Here is a 21,817-nt window from a genome sequence, read left to right on the forward strand (position 1 = left end):
TCTTTACAACTCCTTCTATTCTAAACGTATTATTTTAGATAAATCATCAGAAAGTTTTATCAACGCTTTGGTTTTTGGATGACGCACAAAAACACCACCACCTCTTCGAATATCCTCTTCTTTTGCTGCTTGAATTCCCTTGGGTGCTGTTTTACTTGTTACTTCTATTCCTATCCAGCCCTTCTTTGTTTTAACTACAATATAGCCATTTTGATAAGGGCTGCCAGGCTTTATATAATCAATGGTTATATCATGTGATTTAGCCCAGTTTATAAAGGTTTTTCCTGTAAATTCGGGTCCATTATCGACCCGTATTTTTAATGGATACCCATGATATTTGGCCAGTTTATCTAAGTAACGGGTAATCCTTCCTGCCGGTAAGCTTACTGCAATATCAATACCTAACGCATCACGATTAAAGTCACCGATGACATTAAATGTCCTAAAGCGACGTTGATTACGGCTACTATCACTCATAAAATCCATTGTCCAACATTCACCTTGTTTATTAGGCACCAATAGCTTTTTTGGTGTTCGTGGGGAGGAATATGTTTTTTACGTTTAGCACTGAGGGATGTCTATTAAGTTGCTGGGCTATCTCTTTTTTATTCTTTCCGGCTTGTAATAATACGAAAATCTGGTATCGTTCCTTCCTAGAAAGGTGATTATAATGCATAGCAATCTCCAAACTGTGGTGGTGTGAAGTAGCTAGTATAAATCACCTTTATACTTTCTTCACTCCACCGAGTTTAAAATTGCACTTCATGTTTTAACCCAGGTAAATCAACGTAAATATTTAATTAAAATCAACAATTTACCCAACAACAATCTAATAATGTTTTTCTCAAATTAATCGAGAATCAAAACTAAATATTATCAATCTTTTGCTGCCAATACCCTTTCAACTGTATCAACAATGGCTTGAGTTTGGGAATCAATTTCGATGTTAACTTTGTCGCCTACTCTTTTTGAATCTAACGTGGTAATAACTAACGTTTCAGGGATTAAATGAATAGCAAAACGATCTTCTTTTACCTGCCCAATTGTTAGGCTTGCGCCATCAATACCTATAAAGCCTTTATATAATACATATTTCATAAATTCTTTCGGCAATTGTAGCGTCATTTCACAATTTGTGGCAGTTTTTTGAATATCAACAATAGTTGCAGTGCAAGATATATGCCCAGACATTACATGACCACCAATTTCGTCACCATATTTAGCACTACGCTCAATATTCACAAAATCATCGATTTTTTTATCGCCCAATGTCGTTAATGCAAGAGTTTCTTCCATAATATCAAACGACACAATATCTTTATCAAACCCCGTTACTGTTAAGCAACATCCATCATTGGCAATCGACGCCCCTATTTCAATTTTATTAGTTAATTGATGCGGTAATTTAACTTTATATGTTCTTAATTTATTTTGATCAAAAATATCAATAATTTGACCAACGCCTTGAACAATGCCTGTAAACATAGATATACCTCAAATTTTCTTAATATTGAATATTCTATCTCAATCTGATTAGGATTTCCTATTTCTATTTTCTACTGGTATGATCTTTTAAATATTTCCCGATCACCTATTATCTATAGCGATAACAAATTCATATTTCAAAGTATAGTCAAGGATATATCATTATGTTAAAACTGATTTTAGCCATTTCTGTCGGTTCAGTAGCAGGGGGATTAATGCGTTGGTTCTTATCACTTAAACTCAATGTTATTGCTTTTACTATTCCACTGGGTACATTGCTATCTAATTTAGTTGCTGGCTATATTATTGGCTTTGCAATTGCCTTTTTTAATCACTCTAACCTTTCTCCTGAATGGCGGTTATTGGTTATAACGGGTTTTTGTGGTGGCTTATCAACTTTTTCAACCTTTTCTGCCGAGGTGGTTAACTTTTTACAAGACGGTCGAATATCTTGGGGTTTAGCAACAATATTGATTCATGTAATTGGTTCAGTTTTAATGACATATTTAGGTATTTTATCGTATCAATATTTGCGATCTTAAAATAACTCAATTAATAAATCACATAAAAATAATCATAAATAGAGTTTACAACCTTAAAACACTGTATTAATATACACTGTATAGAAAAACAGTAAAGAGGTTATTATGCTTATTGAACATTCTACACAACAACTTATGGCTATTAATTTTGAGTCCCCTTTTCAACAAATATTACAACAACAACGCCCTTTATTAAAATCACTTAATAAAGCTAAAAAATGGCAATTATGGCTTTCTGACAGACCAATGTTAAAACGTTCATGGGTTAATACTGCTGGGTTAGATAAACACAAAGTGATTCATCTAGCAAATTTAAATAATGAAAACCTAGTATCAACCATTGAAAAAGCATTACAATACAAAACCTGCAGCTATGTGGTTGCTTGTATCAATAATCTTAATGATCAAGACAAAGCACGCTTACAAAAAGCCGTATCATTAAGTGATACTTGTCTACTTTTAGTACACGATGAGCAAAGTGAACAATCTATTTCGGCTTATGCTTATTGGTATAATCATAAATGATTACGTTCTTCGCTAGGCTACTTGCCTCCCGTTGAATTTAAAAAACACTTACCTCTTAATTTTTTTGTTTGAAAATGTGTTGCCATTCCATACTTTAATTTAAGTTTGATACGTTAATAATAAGGTAGTTAATAAAGAATAATCAGACTGTTTGCTTTCATAGTTTAATCTATTTTTTAATTAAAATTAATGATTTATAGATTAATTCTTTTTTATTATTGTGGCTTTATTTTTCAAGAAAAGCGCTTTTATTATTTAATAACAGCTGTTTAATAACAACTGGTTAATAATCAAAGCGCAAATTTTTAAATCTTATTAGTCGGGGCGTTTTTTGACTTTAAGTTATTAAAGCTTAAGGCCAACTGGTTTTGCCAGCCGATGCTCCATTGAGTAGCGCTTAGTTCTTGGCTAGATTGTCCTTGATTAACGCCATAAATATCCCTGTGCTTTAAAACTGAACTAACCACTAAAACGTGCAAATAGCAGAAGCATCATAAACCCCATAAAATCCAGTAACCATGCCTTCGTATACAAGAAACGGATTGGTTCCCATTATATCACTCGTCCAATGGTCGAATCCGAGATCAGCATCGGTATTATATTCAAACACTGAGCCCCACTCGGTAAAAAAACCTGCGCCTATTCGTCTCTTAGAATAATTACCTGTTGATGAAGGCTTAGCACCATCTATGCTTTCTACACATGGAAAGCTATTTTTATCTACACCACATTTCGCATTGGTTAAATCGCTTATCCGAGGCAGACGATAACCTATGCTATTACACCAAGATTCTTGCTCAGAAAATGTCCCTAACTTATTTCCTCGTGCAACAAACCACTGCTTTAACTTAAATCCATATTTCACAACCACATTATCACTACTATCCCGACCCTCTAATTCAAATACCTGTGGTAAATCTGGCACGGCAACTTGACCTGGACTATCTGAGTCTTTTTGACTATCACTTGCCGCTGGTCCTGTCAACCTAACGCGTGTTATAACTTTTTCACCCCCCGCCCAATTAGTAACCACTTCTTTCGTTACTGTCGCTGTGATTCCCCCAAGTGTAACTGGCGACCAAGTCAACTGACTTTCATCTACTCCTCCTATGAGTAAATCAAAATATAAATTATGCGCACCCGTAGTCGGAAAATTTAGGTCGTATAAATCAGGATTAATTGATTGAACAAAGAAGCCCTTCATCGGATTCCATATGTCAGCTGGACCATCCACGCCACCGTTATTCGGCTTTGCAGAACAGACTTTAGAGGAGATATTTGGACTAATGTAATACGTTACCGAACCTCCTTCGAGCATACTATAAGATGGGTCACCATACATAGTAAATAAACTAACAGGTGAACTCTCTAATCTCACTGCATAAGGTGCACCACATATCGTTAATCTACTATTACTAGTACGATCAGTATTAATCCATTGACCATTTTTATCAAAGATAGACAAAGTGATATCCCCATTTGCCATGATAAGATCTCCATCATCATCGCGCAATTTACCTTGTGCCACCAACTCGTCCATATGGATCATCTCTCTTAATGGCGGAACTATCATATAAATATTATCCCAAGTATACTCTACAGGTAGCTCAATTGGTGCTGTCGGTGATGAAGGATTATTTTGTGGTGTAAATGTTCGACCGTCTGATAACGTAATAGCTAATAAGCCATCTATATTAGTCTCTTTAGTGATACCGCCATCAAGCGTTAAATAGGGGGCTGTGCCTTGAATGGTTTTCGATGTAGTGGCCGATAATGCTTGCGATTCCAATGAATACGGCAATAACAACAACGGCGCCAGTACCAATTGAATTTTAAAAAATAATTTTATAGATAATTTCAGAGATATAAATAAGTTTTGAGTAAACACTCGTCGAATAAAATTATTTGATAAATTTAAGACATAGGCTTGCCAAGTCTTGTGACAAAAATGATATTGCATTACGATTCATCCATCAAGTAACATTGTTTTATTTGTATTGGCTTGTTAAATACGCTTGCTCTCCTAAATCGCTGAAAGTATAGCCGTTAAAAAAATATTTGGCTAGTTTTTGGGCTTATTTTTTTGTAAAGAAATGTAAAGATAGAAACGATTCAGCTTTAGCAATAAGTCAATTTTTTATTAAAATATGATGTTAAGTTTATGACAAATTAGCTTTTTGTTTTTAAAACTAAATATCAGTAATAACCGCCAAAACACAAAATCACCAAACAGCCAGTTTGCCGTGTTAATTTAACTTAGTGATCATGCATTTTAATGCTGTTATAAGACAAGCATATTAACTTTATGGCGCTATGAGTATGTTTTACTCTAAAATCACTCAGGTAACTAATTGATTTTATTGAATTTTTAAATTTGCATTTTTTAGCAAAATCAAGCGTTTATTCAATTTAAACAAGTCGATGCTTTAGCTTTCTATCTTCATCTTGCAAAATTCACTCATCTAGTTTACTTTACTGGCACACTGAAAATTAAATAAATGATTAGAGCGTAAACATGACGATATCATTTAAAGAGCAGCAACAGCAAATTAGCTTTGTTAAGCAATTCTTTGCTGATCAACTTGCCGAGCGTTTATCACTGATCGAAGTGCAAGCTCCGTTATTAAGTAAAGTTGGCGATGGTATTCAAGATAATCTGTCAGGTACCGAGCATGCAGTACAAGTTAAGGTAAAAGCAATACCTAATGCACAATATGAAGTGGTACATTCACTAGCTAAATGGAAGCGTAAAATTTTGAGCGATCATCATTTCGAAGTTGGCGAAGGAATCTACACTAATATGAAAGCATTACGCCCAGACGAGGAGCAACTTTCGCCAATTCATTCAGTTTATGTTGATCAGTGGGATTGGGAAAAAGTAATTCGTCCAGAAGATCGCAATTTAACTTATCTAAAACAAGCGGTCGAAAATATTTATGCAGCCATTAAAGCGACCGAAAAAATTGTTTCACAACAGTATCATCTTTCACAATTTTTACCCGAATCTATCACCTTTATCGATAGTGAGCAGTTATTAAAACGCTATCCAAATTTATCTCCAAAAGAGCGTGAAAACGCAATAACTAAAGAGCTTGGAGCTGTGTTTTTAATTGGTATTGGCGGTAAATTATCAAATAATGAAAAGCACGATGCTCGTGCACCTGATTATGATGACTGGAGCAGTGAAAACGATTTAGGATCTAATGGCTTAAATGGCGATATTTTAGTGTGGAATCCAATTTTGCATAGAGCATTGGAAATTTCATCAATGGGGATTCGTGTCAATCCAGAAACGTTAAAACGTCAATTAAAACTAACAAATGACGAAGATCGTTTAGAACTTGCTTGGCATAAAGCATTAATTAATGGCGATTTGTTGCAAACCATTGGTGGTGGAATTGGGCAATCGCGTTTGGTTATGTTACTTTTACAACAAAAACACATTGGTCAAGTACAATCAAGCGTATGGAACGAAGACGTCAAAGCAAATTACAGCCATTTGCTCTAGTCACAAACATACAAATATAGGGCATTACGCCCTATTTTTCTGCAAAATTACAAATTAATTTTTAACGGGTAATTTACCTTCGGCTGGTGTTGATTCGGTTGGGGGGTTTGTTGATAGTATTGCTTTATCTTTACTGTTCTTAGTTTCCTCTTTTGTATTAGCTGGTTGAGTTTCTGTTTGAGTTTGCGTTGCAAAACCATCCAAACGAACATAAACAATACGTTGTTGACCACGATCGCATGAACCAACAATTTTACCTTCGATTTGTTGTTCTGATTTATCAGATGGTTCAAGTTTTAACTGAAATAGTGACGGATCAACACCGTTATTTTTGATTTTTTCAGCAATATTAGCACTAATTTCATCACAATTTGAAGCTACTGCCAACATGGGTAAACTAAGTAAAAATACACCAATTAATTTTTTCATTTTCTTTCCCTTTTAACGGTTATTTGATTTTTGGATGCATTATAAAACTATCTATTAGTCTGTCTATCTTCTTTTAAGATGTACTTAAAAATAATCTGCCAGCATAATTGCAAGTTTCAAAAAACTATCATTTTGTCGATAATATTAAAGCAAATCGATTAACTTGATTTATTCACTGTACAATTTGATAAGTATTTAACAAACCTGTTAATAACTCAATAACATTTTAATTATTAAATAATTTTTTTACTGGTTAAATATTAATCTGTACAATTTTCGATTTAATTTGATAACAAAAAAATCTTTTTTGCAATCCTTGTTGAAATTTACTATCAACTCCAACAACAAAAATGCTATCCCAAAAGCAATAATTTAAACGCAACTAATTACCTGTTACATAATGCCCTTATATAAATTACAGAGCAGTAAAAAAGGCAATTAACCCAAAAATTACGCCTGGTGAATTAGCAATTGCTAGTGGCCAATCTTTCTTTTCTTGTAGCAGGCCATAACAGACCCAAAGCGAGCAGTTAATGGAAGCGGCTAATGGTTGAATTGGATTTGTTTTCAATCCATGCAAATTATCGATGATTTGTGGAATATAAGAAACATACATCCCTAATGACGCCACTGTAGCGATAATACCCAAAATACGAAAAGCCTTAGATGAAAGATGCAAAATAGTCTCCTAATATCGTTTATGGTTTTCACCTGATGCTTGTAATTATAACGATTCAGAATAGTGGCAGTAAACTAACATATTTGGTTCAATGGTAAAGTAAAATAAAAAAAAGGTAAGTAATTAGCCAATTTTTGATTAAGCCATAATGTTATTTATAAGTGATTTTACATTTATTCATAATGTTATAAAAATTTGTCATTTGTTAGCATTGCGTTACAAAAGCAAATAACAAGAAAAAACTAATTTCAATAATTGGTTAAAAGGTGATATTTTGCTCAATTCCTATTCAGCTTTTTTGAGTGTGGTTTATTTGCGGATAATTAAAAAAGGGGGCTTAAGATATTTATTCACTTTATGACTTAATAACTACTGAATAAACCTGTTGATAACTACGTAACAACATGATTATTAACGTATTTATTGAAAAGATTAAATATTAAACGACCATAAAATTAATTTTATTTTATCTAAAAAAGCAAGTGTTTTTATCATTTTTTTGAGATTATTTGCTGTTCAAAATGCCCATAACTTAATCTAATTGTCCCTAAGTTATCACCAAAGTCAGTCCCTTGCGATACCGTTACACCTTTTGATAACAGTTGGTTAAGTAAGGCTAATTCCTGCGCTACCGTTTTTACAGGTAAATGCGCATATAAATGAAAGCCACCTAATGGAGGTTGATAAGTAATCTCACCACCGAAATAGCAATCCAACCAATACATTAACTGCTCTGCTCTGCTTTGTAACGTTTCCCGTAGCTGTTGTTGATGGACAGTGTGATGATGCTGTAGATATTCTTGAGCTAATAATTGCGGCAATATACTTAACCCCGAATCAATGTGTTGCCGAATATTGGACAGATTTTTGATAATATTACGCGGTGCTACCATCCACCCAATACGGATATTTCCCCCTATATATTTTGATAGAGATCCTAAATAGATAACTTGATTATACTGATCCCATTTTTTTATGGGCAATACTGGCAAATTAGGTTTAAAAGCTAAACTGCTATAGGCGTCATCCTCAACAATACCAATACATTGCGAACGGCAAAATGCAACAATTGCCTGTTTTCGTTTATTACTCATAACAAAGCCCATTGGGTTTTGAAATATAGGATTCAAAAACAACCATTTTATTTGATGTTGTTGTACACAATTTGCTAGGCTTTCAAGAGTAATACCTTCATTATCACATTCAATACCATATAAACGTAACCCAGCAGCCTGAAACAAAGGTAAGGAGTAAAAATAGGAAGGAGATTCAATTCCAACTGTATCACCTGGCTTAAGTAAACCCTGTGTAATAAGAAATAACGACTGTTGCGTGCCCGATGTAATTAAAATTTCGTTAATATCAACTTGCATAGAAAACTGCGTTTGCATGTAAGTTGCAATTTGAGCTTTAAGCGATGGTAAACCTAATTGTAATGTATCGCTGTTTTTTTCATGCATAATCAACTCATTTAACGAGATATTAGGTAGCTGGAGTTTGGGAATTAAATTGGTTGGCAAATCACCATTAGCCAGATCGCAAATATGCACTTGTTGCGCACGTACTTGTGCCACTTTTTGTTGATAAAATGATTTATTATCTCGATAAAAATGGGCAGGTAAACGCCAATTGATCGATGAATAAGTTTGTACGCCCCATTTTTTATTATTGACATAAGTACCACTGCCTCGACGTCGAATTAGTATGCTTCGTTCAGTCAACAGCTCCAATGCATGTACTACAGTTGAGCGGTTAATCTGTAACATTTTGGCTAGCTCCCTTTCTGAAGGTAACCTTTCGCCTGCAATCAAAATTCCTTGCTCAATATAATGTTCAATTAAATGAGTCAGTTGTTGAAAAAGTGATCCTTCAAATTGGGTTAGTTTTTGTTTTTGCCACATATTTTATTTTTAAATACTTGTTTTTTTTTAGAAAATACATTAAAAATCAAATAAAATCAATAGTCTACCTGAACGATTTTTATAGTAACACCAATAAACCTAAAATTGGATGGTTTTATTATAGTCCAATTGGCTGTTTCGTCTAACTGTTTCTTTTTGAATAATACTTTTCAAACAAGGCCAATTTTCAACTAGGAGTAAAAAATGAATCAAATTACAGGCACACAGACCGTTAAACGTGGTATGGCACAAATGCAAAAAGGCGGCGTAATCATGGATGTTGTTAATGCTGAACAAGCTAAAATTGCCGAACAAGCTGGTGCAGTTGCGGTAATGGCTTTAGAGCGAGTACCGTCAGATATTCGAGCTGCTGGCGGTGTCGCTCGAATGGCAGATCCTACTATTGTTGAACAAGTCATGAATGCTGTTAGCATACCTGTTATGGCTAAAGCACGTATTGGCCACATTGTTGAAGCACGTATTTTAGAATCAATGGGGGTTGATTATATTGATGAAAGCGAAGTACTAACCCCAGCCGATGAACAGTACCATCTTCTAAAAGATGAATTTACCGTGCCTTTTGTTTGTGGTTGTCGTGATTTAGGTGAAGCATTACGTCGAATTGGTGAAGGAGCATCAATGTTACGTACCAAAGGCGAGCCAGGAACAGGGAATATTGTTGAAGCTGTTCGCCATATGCGTAAAGTAAATGAACAAATCCGTTTGGTAACAGGAAAATCAAAAGATGAGCTAATGACTTTTGCTAAAGAAATTGGCGCACCTTATGAGCTTGTATTACAAGTAAAACAACTAGGTAAGTTACCCGTTGTCAATTTTGCCGCAGGTGGCGTTGCGACCCCTGCCGATGCGGCACTTATGATGCAACTGGGTGCCGATGGCGTATTTGTGGGTTCAGGCATTTTTAAATCTCAAAATCCAGAAAAGTTTGCCAAAGCCATTGTACAAGCTACTACTTATTTTGATGATTATCCACGATTAGCCGAATTATCAAAAGGATTAGGCGAAGCCATGAAAGGCATTGAAATCAGCACACTTACTCAATCAGAAAGAATGCAAGATCGAGGTTGGTAATGGCAAAATCATCCAAACTAAGCAAAGTTAAATACATTGGTGTGCTCAACTTACAAGGAGCGGTTAGTGAGCATATTTCAATGCTAAATAGTATCGATAATGTACAAGCAACACTCGTTCAGAAACCCGAACAATTAGCTAATTTAGATGGCTTAATTATTCCCGGCGGAGAGTCAACCACTATTATTCGCTTAATAAAACAAAATGGATTAATAGAGCCAATAAAACAATTAGCTAAACAAGGTAAAGGAATCTTAGGTACTTGTGCTGGACTAGTGCTTTGTGGCAAAACGACAACTCATAACGAGGTCGAATTATTAGATTTGATGGATATTTGCGTTGAACGCAATGGTTTTGGTCGGCAAATTAACAGCTTTGAGACAATGTTAGAGATACCAAATATTGGTGAGCAAATTCCAGCAGTATTTATTCGTGCGCCATATATTGCTAAAGCAGGTGAGCAAGTCAATCAGCTAGCTTTTATTGATAATCATTGTGTGATGGCACAGCAAGATAATATTTTGGTTTGCTCATTTCACCCCGAACTAACCGCCGATAATCGAATTATGCGTTACTTTATTGAAAAATGTTGTAATTGATTGATTAATAATTATTTTATGTTATTGATAATGGATTATTAATGACTAGCTTAAGTGTTCTATAAAATTTTTGAACACAGCTAATAACCATAGCCAGCTATTCTGTCAATAGACACCTATTGCTCTCGTCTGAGGGCTTTTTTAATTTATATGGCACCTACTCAGCGGTAAACGCTAGTTTGCGATAACCAAATTCATAAGTTCATATCTAAACTGCTTACGCAACGGTAAGGATTAGCGGACGTATTAGGTTACCTGTTGATAATTTCTAAACCGCTGTTCAAAAACATGGCTTTCTGAATCCTTTTTAGTGCTCTCGCTTTTGCCAATTTTCGTGTAAAACAATTGGCACTGTGATTCATACCACTTATCGTAACCGCTTAAATAATAATGACTAATTAAGCTTAAACCCCAACAACTGCTGTACTACATATAACAACTGGTTATAAACTTTTAAAAATTCCCCTCAACGATAAAATTAACGGGCTTTTTGCTTAATTGTCATTTTTCTTCGATATTCATGTTTAATTACTCTTTTATATCCCAATTTTACCACCGCCAACACCGCCTTCACCGTTGTTGGTCACGCAATCTGGTCGCTTACGCCACCAAATCGCTCTATGATTCGTTAGCTCGCCCACGCTGTGAGCGAGGGGGGGTGCCCCTGCGCTGCAACCCTTCCTTAAATAACCTCGGCTATATTAGTCCATATTCGCCTCGGCGGGCCCAAGGACTAAGGTCTAAGGGCCGAGGCGCAAATATAACTATCCTTGTGGAGTGGGAGGTACCGACGGAAGTAGCCACTGTGCGAGCCCACACCGAACTTGTTGAATGATTCGTACTTCGCTACGGAGTCCCACTTATCTTTACCATCAGGATCAAACACCGTATGGAAGTTGTCTTGAAAGCGAGGGCTATTGGCGTAGCCGTGCATGTAGCCCCACTCGGAAAAAAGGCCTCCACCAATATAACGCATGTAATGATTACCTGGTGAAGATGGGCTGGCACCTAGAGCTGGAATACCAGCCGCGTTAGTTAAATCCCTGACCCTTGGTATCAGGTAGCCATTTCTACTACACCACTGTTCAGGCACACGATTACCACTCGAAAAATTGTCGATGAACCACTGCTTCAACACAAATCCATATTTTACTACCTCATAACCATCTTTATATCTACCCACTAACTCAAACGTCTGCGGTAAACTTACCCTACCAATTCCTCGCTGTTTTCTCCGGTGCCTTGCATATGGACCTGTTAACGTAACACGGGCAACAACTTTTCTCCTATCTTTATTAGGAATCCAGTAATCATCAGCTACAACATTTTCCACTGTTGCAGTAATCCCCCCCAAATTAACGGGTTTCCATGTCAATTTTCTTACATCTATTCCTGTAATGAGTAAATCAAAATATACTCCATGCGTACCTGTAGTTGGAAAATTGAGGTTGTATGATTCAGGATTGATTGATTGAACTAAGAAGCCCTTATCAGGATTCCACATGTCAGCTGGACCTGCATATCCGTCGCCACCATAATGTAGATTCGGCCTTACATAATCGATAACTGGCGACTGTTGTAGCAGTATTGCATCACTACGATTACCTGCTCGAGCTTTTTTACCATTTGCCTGTACATTCCATGAAGAAGATAATAACAGTGCTAATACTAGCAAAACTGTTTTAGGTGATTTGAACAATAATTTCGATAATACGTTGAGAGATAATTTCTGTGCCTTGTGCCTTAAATGATAATGCATTATTTTGCCAGTCCTTGTGCTTTAAATGATAATGAATTACAGCTTACATGCCAAGTAAATTAATGACTTATTTTAATTTTAATTTTTATTTGATTGTTTAATCAATCTATTCCTTTAAGGTGCTAAAGTATAGCCATTTAAAAAAAACTTGGCTAGTTTTTTTATGTAATTTTTTATTAGCATATGGTGTTAGGTTTTGTAAGTCTTAACTTTTGTGAATATCATGAATATTGGTGATAACTTCTCAATCAAGGAATTAGTGAATTACCTAACAACCGATGCTTTAGCTGCAAAATGTGCTCGATTTATATCCTCATCCCCCATGGCTCTCACCTCAACAAAGCTATCTTAACTTTGCTTTGATGTTCAAATTTGTGTTCCCAACAAAGCACAAACTTGCAAATATTCCTATTTGACACACTAACCTCACTTAGTTATTGTTACATTCTAAGCGTCATGAAAAATGAACATATAAACCTTACCATGTTATAAGATATATTTCCCCCCACAAAATCGTTCAGGTAGAGCATTGATTTTATTTAATATTTTATTTTTTATTAAAATCAACCAGTTATACAGAAATTTCTATTTTTTATACAAAAAACCGCCTACTCGGCGGTAAACAAAATAACACTCCGATAAAAAAGGGAAGCAAGTTTCTAAACCGCCTACTCGGCGGTAAACTAGCATTCTTAATTTGTGTGTATGCGTTATTATTTCTAAACCGCCTACTCGGCGGTAAACTTAACCTCATCTTCATTATTACCAATAATCAATTTCTAAACCGCCTACTCGGCGGTAAACTACCTGTTTTTTCATTAACCTGAATAACGTACTTTCTAAACCGCCTACTCGGCGGTAAACATTGATGAGTACGGATGTAACGTTGAGTTGGTTTTCTAAACCGCCTACTCGGCGGTAAACTTGCCATTTTCGAGTTTGTAATTGTCCTTCAATTTCTAAACCGCCTACTCGGCGGTAAACTAGCCCGATTTCCGCAGGAAAATGCCCCAAAATTTCTAAACCGCCTACTCGGCGGTAAACGAAAACGGTAATGAGCTTGTAATGCGACCGTCTTTCTAAACCGCCTACTCGGCGGTAAACTAGAATCCGATATACTATAAATCTTGTTTCGCAAAAGACAAATAGGATTTTTGCTTTTAAAAACCCTTTTTTTTAGAGCTTTTTTAGTGTGTTGTTTTTATTATATTTTATTTATTATTAAAAAAAAGGGTCAGCACAAGTTTGATCTTTTCAAAATGAGTGATTTTATCTGATCAAAAATTCATTTCTTAACTCACTATCCAAAATATTTAAAATTTTCAAACTTTCACTAGTAACCATTTGGCTTTAACAACTAAGATTAAATATGAGTATTAATATGAATTAATACAAATAAATCCCTTTAATTTGCCGCTTTAAGCCGATAACTGTTATAATCTTTGCTATTATTTTCAATGTTGGATCACCTACTATGTACATCATCTACGGTATCAAAAACTGCAATACGATGAAAAAAGCTTTTACTTGGCTTGATGATCATCATGTAAGCTATCAATTTCATAATTATAAAACCGATGGGCTTTCAGAGGAGCTATTGGATGCTTTTTTACAATTGGTTGATTGGCAAAGCTTGCTCAATACACGGGGCACTACTTGGCGTAAGTTAGATGAATCTGTTCGTGCTGAGGTTAATAATACTCAAACAGCTAAAAAGATTATGTTAGCCAATCCATCTATTTTAAAACGCCCTTTACTTATCGATGGAAAGCGTGCATTGTTAGGCTTTTCAGATGAACTTTATTCACAATTTATTTCGCAATCTAAATAAAAATCGAGACCACTATGACTGAACCTGTTATTGCTCTAACTCAAGCTCTCATCGCCGAAAAATCAATAAGTCCTGACGATAAAAATTGTCAAAAAATGATTATTGAACGGCTAAAACCGCTCGGTTTTACTATTGAAGAAGTTAATATTGGAAAGACCAAAAATTTATGGGCTTATCATGGCGAGGCTAACAGCAAAACCTTAATGTTTGCTGGACATACCGATGTCGTACCAGCTGGTGATGAAAGCAAATGGCTTTATCCTCCTTTTTCGCCAACCATTGATGAACAAGGCGTGCTTTATGGACGTGGTGCATCTGACATGAAAAGTGGCGTTGCTGCCATGGTTTGTGCGGCTGAAGATTTTGTTAAGCAACATCCAAATCACACTGGGCGAGTAGCTTTTTTAATTACATCAGACGAAGAAGCCGATGCAACCGATGGCACTGTTAAGGTTGTCGATTTGCTAATGAAGCGTCAAGAACGTGTTGATTATTGTATCGTGGGCGAACCGTCAAGCGATGCTGTACTTGGCGATCAAATTAAAAACGGTCGCCGTGGTTCGCTAACGGCTAATTTAGTTGTGCATGGTATTCAAGGTCATGTGGCTTATCCTCACCTTGCCGATAACCCTGTCCATCGTTTTGCACCTGCATTAAATGAACTGGTTAGCACAGTTTGGGATGAAGGCAATCAGTATTTTCCTCAAACAACTATGCAAATTGCCAATATTAATGGCGGTACAGGTGCTGAAAACGTTGTGCCAGGTGATCTAAGTGTGCAATTTAACTTTCGCTATAGTAGTGAATTAACTGATACGATAATTAAAGCCCGCGTTGAGCAGATTTTACAAAAACATAATTTGAACTATACGTTATCTTGGCGATTATCAGGACATCCTTTTTTAACACCACAAGGCGATTTAACTAACGCTGCTGCAAGTGCTATTAAGGAATTTACCAACATTGATACCAAGCTATCGACCAGCGGCGGTACTTCAGATGGACGCTTTATTGCTAAGATGGGCTGTCAAGTGATCGAACTAGGCGTATTAAATAAGACTATTCACAAAGTCAACGAAAACGCCAACTGCAAAGATATAATTACCTTAACTGCAATTTATAACCGCATATTAGAAAAATTACTGTTGGCATAATTGTGGCACAATTGTTGTTGTGCCTAGCTACTATAACTTGGCGATTGCGGTTTTAACCTAAGAGGAAGTACGATGGAGTGGCTTAAAGATTACTGGTGGATAATTGTCGTTATTTTAATTGGGATTTTTATTAATACCATTAAGGCGCTGAATCGACTAAGTTATAAAGCGTATCTTGAAAAAAAGAAAGGGATAAAACCTATCCCTTATCAAGATGATGACGACGATTGGCCATCAACAAATTCGACGAAGAAAAAATAACTCTCTGCTTAACGAAAGTCTTGGCTACTACTGTCAAATAAGGCTTGATGACGGTAGCGATCAACCCACATTGCCGTTGCGCCACATACCGCAATAGGCATAACAATTAAATTAAGCAATGGTACCATGGTAAAAAAGCTGACTATCATACCAAAAGTTAAATTATCTACCCGATCTTGCTTGAGTAATTCACGCATACGCTGAAAGGTAATTTTGTGGTTATCAAAGGCATAATCAGCATATTGGATGTTAATTTGCCAAGCGGTAAATAAAAACCAAACCACTGGCGTTATTGATTGCCCAATAACAGGAATAAAATAAGTTAGCAGTATCGGAATTGCCCATGATAAATAGTTAAGTAGTTTTTGTAGTTCACGTTTAAAAATACGAGGGAGATCCTTAATAAGACTTATCCACGACATATCTGCTGCGAGGATCCCCGTTAACTGTGCTTCAACTTGTTCAGCTAACAAGCCATTAAACGGAGCCGCTATAATATTGGTTACCGTACTAAAGAAATAACAAAACAAAATAACCAAAGCTAAAATAACCATAAAAACAATAATATAACCTAGCCAATGCAACCAACTTGGCATATACGACACTCCCCAATCAACCATGCCCGAGATAGCCGTAAAGAACCAATAAAATAATGCAGACATAATCACAACATTGGCAATTAATGGTAAAAAAACAAATCGCTTAATACCTGGACTAAACGCCAATGACCAACCTTTAAAAAAATACTCAATGCCTGTTGTGGGTTGATTTTTTGGATTTTGAGTTTGTTTTTTTGAATGGCGATGTTGTGCTTGATTTTCTAATTTATTTTGCGTCACATTCGATTCCTTTTTAATTAAAACGAATTATGTTGAAACTAGTTCAGTTAAAACTAGTTAGGTAAAATTTAAAATGAACTTAAACATGATAACTATTGTAAACATAGCTCTTGGTAACCTGCAATGATAATCAGCTATCTTTATTATTGGTTTTTTCATCAAATAACACATTATTGCCATGATTTACTAACCATGAATTGCTAACCATGTTTTGATCTCTTGCTTGATAGTTTGCATTAATGCATTTTTCCCTGCTAGTTGATATGAACTAATGAGCAAAGATTGATTGTTTTTGCTTTCTATCAGTACTGATAACACAGGCAATGTTAGTTGCTGCTGTGGTTGTGATTGTGGTTTTTGCGATTGTTGATGAGTTTGATTATAGCAAACTAATCGACACAGTGTGGCATAAGTGGCTTCAAATGGTCGATGATAGTAAGCAAATCCGTTTAGTTCATCCAAATCGTAGGCGTCTAGATCTTGTGATAGTGGTGAGATATCCTTACTTTCAATTATCGCAGTAAATGGTAAATCAATAATATCTTTAAGCCAATAAACATTACGCTGTAATTTTTGTTTTAATTTAATGATTAGATTTCGTCCTGAATCGGTTAATGGCTTTAACGCCATAACTGAATAACTACCACTATTTGCCTGTTTATGACTACTGACATGCACCAAAACAAATCCACAAGCAATCCAAAATTGGTAATTAGACGGGGTATAAGCAAAACTAACCGATAAAAAGTCGATATTCTGTGCTTTAGCATCTTCAAAGATAGTTTGCACAAGTTGCCTTGCTATATTTTGTCGCCGATAGGCACTAATAACCGCTATACGATTAATCCGAATTGAGCGCAATTTAGCCGCCTGCTGCTCACCTGCATGGGCGACTAACGACTGTGCGACCAAATTACCTTTTGGTCGACGTGTACCTTGCCACACTTCGGTTATTAAACTATCTGGCAAGTTACCTTCAACAACAGTGAGTGCGGCAGCTATTTGATTATGGTTAGCTGTTGCTTGCCAAATTGTCAAATTTTGTGCATCAAATAAGCGTCTTAAATCAACTAACGTAGTTTGGTAATGTGCTATTTTCAATAAATAAAATATTGACCTTAATGTATCAACATTATTACGTTCAACTTTTGAATATTGGATTAATGATGGGCTTGCATCAAAATTATCGCCCTGTGTTAATAAACCATTAAGTAACAATCGATCACTAAATTGCTCTAGTATATCGCCAGCCTGCCAGCGAATGGGGGTAAATAGCTGAAAACATTGGCATGCTTTACCTGATAACAATTTCAACAAAAAGCCCTGTCCTGTGCCCTCATACCCATCAGTAGTTGTTGTTAATAATACTCGAGTGTTATTTGTTTTAGCTAGTTTTAACAATTTTTCAAGCATGGGAAGTGGGATCATGGCTGCTTCATCAATAATTAGATAGTCGGCAATGGTAATACATGCTTGAGCAATTAATTCATCTGGGGCAAAAAATGGGGTATCGGGCTTAGCAAAAGCAAAAAAGGTGGTCAGTGCTGATTTATTTGGTGCTGTCACAATACAACGTTGGTAATGGCTAAATAACCCAGCTAGTGCCGATTTACCGCGTCCACGTTTAGCGACTAATACGTTAATAGGCTTAGTGCTATTTAATAATTGTTTTAAAGTTGCTTGTTGCTCGGCTAAATCACAAACGTTATCAATAATAACTTCAGGCAGGGATATCTTGGAGGATATAACCTGTTTTGATGAAATTTTAGGATAAATTGATAAACCAAATTCAGTTAAAGTCTGTATTAAATGGGCAACAAAATTAGGCACGTTAATGGGCATTTGGCTTTCGTTCCAGCGTAAACTATCTTGATCATGCCAAGTAAACAGATTCTTGGGCAATAATAAAACCAATATACTACCTTTAACTAACGTGCCAACAAGCATAGCAAAAGCATCAAGATTAAAGCCTACCGTTGCATCAAAAATAGCATGTCGATACTGCCGACCTAATAACTGTTTAGTTTGATTGGGCGGTATTACATCAGAAATTAATGTGTTGGGTAAATAACTAGAAAGTTCGGAGTGAGATGTAACCGTTAACCAATCACCAGAGTAATGACAAATAGTCTGGCTAAGTTGCTCGAATAACTGTGTGCCTTCACCCTGTAACACCCATAGCGTTCTTGTGCTGTTGGGATACTTGTGCATAGGTTAACTTTTTCCAATTAACAACGACAAAATACCTGCAGCAATCAGAGGACCAACAGGAATACCTTTGAAAAAAGCCACACCAATTAGCGTACCAATAATTAAGCCATTAATAATCGTGGGGTGTGCACCAATGAGAGATATACCTCGGGTACCAAGCCACGATACTAAAATTCCAACAAAAATAGCTAATATAGATTGCCAAGTGGTAAATGATTTAGCAATATCGCCTATTTTTAACGAGCCATCAGCTAAAGGCACCATCATTGCAGCAGTTAAAATAACAATACCAATTGTTAAGCCATATTGATTTAAAAACGGGAAATAACTGGCTAGCGGCGTTAATTTAAACAGTAACAATAACAGCACTGCAAATGTCACGGTATTATTGTGCGTTAAATAACACAGCGCCGCTAACCCTAAAAGTAGAAAAAAAGAGATATCAAACTGTGCAAACATTACAAAGGAACACCAATTCGTTTAGCTACTTCTTCATAGGCTTCAATCACACCGCCCAAACCTTGGCGAAAGCGATCTTTGTCCATTTTTTTCATTGTCTCTTTTTCCCACAAACGGCAACCATCAGGAGAAAACTCATCCCCCAAAGTGATTTCGCCTTTAAATAATCCAAATTCGAGTTTGTAATCAACCAATATTAGTCCTGCTTTATCAAACAAATCAGTCAAAATGGTGTTAATTTTAAAGCTAAGTTCTTTCATTCTAGCAAGTTGATCATCGCTAGCCCAACCAAAAGCCTTACAGTGTGATTCGTTAACCATTGGATCATGCAATGCATCGTTTTTTAAAAATAATTCAAACGTAGGAGGATTTAAAACTTTACCTTCTTCAACCCCTAAACGTTTAACTAAAGAACCAGCGGCTCGATTACGTACCACACACTCAACAGGTACCATTTGCAACTTTTTAACTAGCACTTCATTGTCAGATAATAAGGTTTCAACTTGAGTTGGAATGCCAGCTTCACGCAATTTGCTCATAATAAAATAGTTAAATTTATTATTAACCATGCCTTTACGATCTAACTGTTCAATACGCAATCCATCAAATGCCGATGTATCATTACGAAACTCAAGAATTAATAAATCAGAGTTTTCGGTGGTATATACTGTTTTAGCTTTACCACGATAAAGCTCAGCCAACTTTTTCATGTTTATAACCTTATATCAATTACCAATAAATAATTAAGGAGCTATTCGCTCCTTAAATTCCAAACTTATTCTTGATTTGCACCGCTTACGTGTGTTGCTGTTTTTTTGTCTTCGGTATTTTCTTTTTCAGCCTCTTTATCTTGTGCTTTTCGTGGTACAACCCGAACTGAATCAGGTGCAACATCATCCATTATGTCATTAAATAAACTTACAACATAGCGTTGCACTTCAATTGGTTGCGAAATTAAATCTTCAGTACCACGGGTTAATGAGGTGATTGAAATGGTGATTGTTTCAGTATCGCCTACCAAGTTTCGTGTCATTGAATAAGTGGCTTCAACGGCTCGATTTTCGTCTGCACGCACCATAAAGGCTTTATTGGTTTTAATGCTGTTATTATCACGGCTAGCGATAAAGATATTTTTTTTATTTAGGCTATTAGGAATACGATCCCAGACATTATTGCTTAATGGTACATTAAAAGTGACCGAACCGTTATTATAAATCGCAAATGCATCTTGAATAGTTGGGATCGGTAAAATAGGCGGTCTTATATCAAGTTTTTTACCTAATTCGCCTTTAACCTCAGTTTTAACAACATAAAAATCGCCACTTTCCGCAGGCACCGAAACACCTTCAGGAATAATTAACGGTTTTAACGTAGGTGATTTAAGGTAATCTTCATTACCTTCAACTTCACGCTTATAATTTTGATCACTACCACAGCCAACAAGAAATAAAGAAGTCACAACGGTTAAAACAGCTGTTTTTTTAATGACGTTACCTTTAAATAAGGTTAAGTTTAATGTTCTGTTTAATGTGCTATTTAACATAAATATCTGCTTTTAAAATTAAAGGTTATATTACAATAAATTCGCGTCTTTTAACGCTTGTTCAACCGCAGGAATTGACGATGTGCTCAATGAGACCATTGGTAATCTAATTGTTGCATTTTGCATTAAACCTAATCTTGCACAAGCCCACTTAGCTGGTGTTGGGTTGGGTTCAATGAACAAATTGTGATGTAAAGCCATTAAAGTATCGTTTAAATTGCGGGCTTCTTGAATTTGATTATTAGTCGCAAGCTGACAAACTGTAGCAACCGCCTTAGCTGCAACATTAGCTGTAACAGAAATAACGCCATCGCCACCTAAAATCATAAAATCTAAAAAGGTTGAATCATCACCACTCAATAATTTAAAATCAGGTCCAACCAATTTTCGAGTAGGATAAACTCTTGAAAGATCGCCTGTTGCATCTTTTAATGCAACAATATTTTTGATTTTAGCTAATCGTCCAACAGTTTCAGGCTTGATATCACTACTGGTACGGCCTGGTACATTATATAAAATCTGTGGCAACTCCGTACTTTCGGCAATAGCTTTAAAGTGCTGATACATACCTTCTTGAGTCGGTTTGTTATAATAAGGTGCAACCGTTAAACAGCCTACGACGCCAATTTTTTCGACCTTACTGGTTAATTCTATAGCCTCCTTCGTTGCGTTTGCGCCAGTGCCAGCAATGATGGCAATGCGCCCATCTGCATAGTCAATTGTTCTTTTAATTACATCAATATGCTCATGGTGATCAAGTGTTGCTGATTCGCCTGTTGTACCAACCGAAACAATACCCGATGTTCCATTTGCAATATGATATTCGACCAATTTTTTTAAGCTTACGTGGTCAACGTTTCCTTTTGTATCCATGGGAGTAACAAGTGCGACCAGACTTCCTGTAAACATAAAATGACCTCTCATATAATTGGTTTATAACACAACGTAAAGAATAAAAATCTGCGGATAAGTATGCGATATTTCTAGACTAAATTCAACT

Annotated in this window: 22 protein-coding genes and 1 CRISPR repeat array; of the genes, 8 read left to right on the forward strand and 14 right to left on the reverse strand. The window is 35.9% G+C overall.

Features of this window, described 5'->3' with window-relative positions:
* Positions 1–15: 15 nt before the first annotated feature.
* From A9G25_RS10395 to A9G25_RS10400, 3 genes are all read right to left on the reverse strand, one after another.
* The gene (locus tag A9G25_RS10395) at positions 16–516 is read right to left on the reverse strand and encodes a DDE-type integrase/transposase/recombinase (RefSeq protein ID WP_141675082.1); all 501 of its coding nucleotides are present in this window, start codon (positions 514–516) and stop codon (positions 16–18) included.
* A complete protein-coding gene (locus tag A9G25_RS13450) occupies positions 509–676 on the reverse strand; it encodes a helix-turn-helix domain-containing protein (RefSeq protein WP_081297237.1) in 168 nt (55 codons plus the stop codon). The genes A9G25_RS10395 and A9G25_RS13450 overlap by 8 nt, the downstream gene beginning before the upstream one ends.
* Before the next feature lie 200 nt (positions 677–876).
* Positions 877–1,485, reverse strand: a complete 609-nt coding sequence (locus A9G25_RS10400; protein WP_065626860.1) for a riboflavin synthase — start codon at positions 1,483–1,485, stop codon at positions 877–879.
* A 164-nt stretch (positions 1,486–1,649) separates the two neighbouring features.
* On the opposite strand from A9G25_RS10400, the gene crcB reads away from it, so the two are divergent.
* Both crcB and A9G25_RS10410 read left to right on the forward strand, forming a co-directional pair.
* A complete protein-coding gene (crcB, locus tag A9G25_RS10405) occupies positions 1,650–2,027 on the forward strand; it encodes a fluoride efflux transporter CrcB (protein WP_065610046.1) in 378 nt (125 codons plus the stop codon).
* A 105-nt stretch (positions 2,028–2,132) separates the two neighbouring features.
* Positions 2,133–2,552: a cell division inhibitor SulA gene (locus A9G25_RS10410; RefSeq protein WP_065626861.1), complete on the forward strand. Its 420-nt coding sequence runs from the start codon at positions 2,133–2,135 to the stop codon at positions 2,550–2,552.
* Positions 2,553–3,018: 466 nt separating this feature from the next.
* On the opposite strand, the gene A9G25_RS10415 is transcribed toward A9G25_RS10410, so the two are convergent.
* Positions 3,019–4,512 (reverse strand): hypothetical protein, encoded by a 1,494-nt coding sequence (locus A9G25_RS10415; protein ID WP_065626862.1) that lies wholly within the window; start codon positions 4,510–4,512, stop codon positions 3,019–3,021.
* 555 nt (positions 4,513–5,067) lie between these two features.
* Between A9G25_RS10415 and asnA the strand changes: the two genes are divergently transcribed.
* Complete coding sequence (gene asnA, locus A9G25_RS10420) at positions 5,068–6,060, forward strand: aspartate--ammonia ligase (RefSeq protein WP_065626863.1); 993 nt, start codon at positions 5,068–5,070, stop codon at positions 6,058–6,060.
* Positions 6,061–6,114: 54 nt separating this feature from the next.
* On the opposite strand, the gene A9G25_RS10425 is transcribed toward asnA, so the two are convergent.
* The 3 genes from A9G25_RS10425 to A9G25_RS10435 form a co-directional block, all read right to left on the reverse strand.
* Entirely contained in the window at positions 6,115–6,489 is a 375-nt protein-coding gene (locus tag A9G25_RS10425) for a DUF1161 domain-containing protein (RefSeq protein ID WP_065626864.1), read from the reverse strand.
* 415 nt (positions 6,490–6,904) lie between these two features.
* The gene (locus A9G25_RS10430; RefSeq protein WP_034914233.1) at positions 6,905–7,168 is read right to left on the reverse strand and encodes a SemiSWEET family transporter; all 264 of its coding nucleotides are present in this window, start codon (positions 7,166–7,168) and stop codon (positions 6,905–6,907) included.
* Positions 7,169–7,659: 491 nt separating this feature from the next.
* Positions 7,660–9,069, reverse strand: a complete 1,410-nt coding sequence (locus A9G25_RS10435) for an aminotransferase-like domain-containing protein (RefSeq protein WP_065626865.1) — start codon at positions 9,067–9,069, stop codon at positions 7,660–7,662.
* A gap of 204 nt (positions 9,070–9,273) precedes the next feature.
* Here A9G25_RS10435 and pdxS point away from each other — a divergent pair, with 204 nt between their 5' ends.
* Both pdxS and pdxT read left to right on the forward strand, forming a co-directional pair.
* Positions 9,274–10,161, forward strand: coding sequence for a pyridoxal 5'-phosphate synthase lyase subunit PdxS (pdxS, locus tag A9G25_RS10440; RefSeq protein ID WP_065568728.1), 888 nt, complete (start codon positions 9,274–9,276; stop codon positions 10,159–10,161).
* Positions 10,161–10,760 carry a pyridoxal 5'-phosphate synthase glutaminase subunit PdxT gene (gene pdxT, locus A9G25_RS10445; protein WP_065626866.1) on the forward strand — a complete coding sequence of 200 codons (600 nt, stop codon included), beginning with the start codon at positions 10,161–10,163 and terminating at the stop codon, positions 10,758–10,760. Before pdxS ends, pdxT begins: the two co-directional genes overlap by 1 nt.
* Before the next feature lie 733 nt (positions 10,761–11,493).
* Here the strand turns inward: pdxT and A9G25_RS10450 are convergent.
* Complete coding sequence (locus A9G25_RS10450; protein ID WP_065626867.1) at positions 11,494–12,519, reverse strand: hypothetical protein; 1,026 nt, start codon at positions 12,517–12,519, stop codon at positions 11,494–11,496.
* A gap of 596 nt (positions 12,520–13,115) precedes the next feature.
* Positions 13,116–13,623: direct repeats of the CRISPR family, unit length 28 nt; unit sequence TTTCTAAACCGCCTACTCGGCGGTAAAC.
* A 370-nt stretch (positions 13,624–13,993) separates the two neighbouring features.
* Here A9G25_RS10450 and A9G25_RS10455 point away from each other — a divergent pair.
* The 3 genes from A9G25_RS10455 to A9G25_RS10465 all read left to right on the forward strand — a co-directional run bounded on the left by A9G25_RS10455 (position 13,994) and on the right by A9G25_RS10465 (position 15,765).
* The gene (locus A9G25_RS10455; protein WP_065626868.1) at positions 13,994–14,350 is read left to right on the forward strand and encodes an ArsC family reductase; all 357 of its coding nucleotides are present in this window, start codon (positions 13,994–13,996) and stop codon (positions 14,348–14,350) included.
* Positions 14,351–14,364: 14 nt separating this feature from the next.
* Complete coding sequence (gene dapE, locus A9G25_RS10460) at positions 14,365–15,504, forward strand: succinyl-diaminopimelate desuccinylase (protein WP_065626869.1); 1,140 nt, start codon at positions 14,365–14,367, stop codon at positions 15,502–15,504.
* Between the two features lie 72 nt (positions 15,505–15,576).
* A complete protein-coding gene (locus A9G25_RS10465) occupies positions 15,577–15,765 on the forward strand; it encodes a YpfN family protein (protein ID WP_065589987.1) in 189 nt (62 codons plus the stop codon).
* An 8-nt stretch (positions 15,766–15,773) separates the two neighbouring features.
* Here the strand turns inward: A9G25_RS10465 and cysZ are convergent, their stop codons facing one another.
* The 6 genes from cysZ to dapA all read right to left on the reverse strand — a co-directional run bounded on the left by cysZ (position 15,774) and on the right by dapA (position 21,726).
* Positions 15,774–16,604, reverse strand: coding sequence for a sulfate transporter CysZ (gene cysZ, locus A9G25_RS10470; protein WP_081297238.1), 831 nt, complete (start codon positions 16,602–16,604; stop codon positions 15,774–15,776).
* A 186-nt stretch (positions 16,605–16,790) separates the two neighbouring features.
* Positions 16,791–18,815 (reverse strand): tRNA(Met) cytidine acetyltransferase TmcA, encoded by a 2,025-nt coding sequence (locus A9G25_RS10475; protein ID WP_065626870.1) that lies wholly within the window; start codon positions 18,813–18,815, stop codon positions 16,791–16,793.
* Between the two features lie 3 nt (positions 18,816–18,818).
* On the reverse strand, positions 18,819–19,274 hold the full coding sequence (locus A9G25_RS10480; RefSeq protein WP_065626871.1) for a DUF441 domain-containing protein: 456 nt from the start codon (positions 19,272–19,274) through the stop codon (positions 18,819–18,821).
* Entirely contained in the window at positions 19,274–19,984 is a 711-nt protein-coding gene (purC, locus tag A9G25_RS10485; protein ID WP_065560552.1) for a phosphoribosylaminoimidazolesuccinocarboxamide synthase, read from the reverse strand. Before purC ends, A9G25_RS10480 begins: the two co-directional genes overlap by 1 nt.
* A 65-nt stretch (positions 19,985–20,049) precedes the next feature.
* The gene (gene bamC / locus A9G25_RS10490; RefSeq protein WP_065626872.1) at positions 20,050–20,817 is read right to left on the reverse strand and encodes an outer membrane protein assembly factor BamC; all 768 of its coding nucleotides are present in this window, start codon (positions 20,815–20,817) and stop codon (positions 20,050–20,052) included.
* Positions 20,818–20,847: 30 nt separating this feature from the next.
* Positions 20,848–21,726 (reverse strand): 4-hydroxy-tetrahydrodipicolinate synthase, encoded by an 879-nt coding sequence (gene dapA / locus A9G25_RS10495; protein WP_065626873.1) that lies wholly within the window; start codon positions 21,724–21,726, stop codon positions 20,848–20,850.
* Positions 21,727–21,817: the final 91 nt, after the last annotated feature.

Source organism: Gilliamella sp. Bif1-4, from assembly GCF_001690535.1.
Classification (GTDB): Bacteria; Pseudomonadota; Gammaproteobacteria; order Enterobacterales; family Orbaceae; genus Gilliamella; species Gilliamella bombi.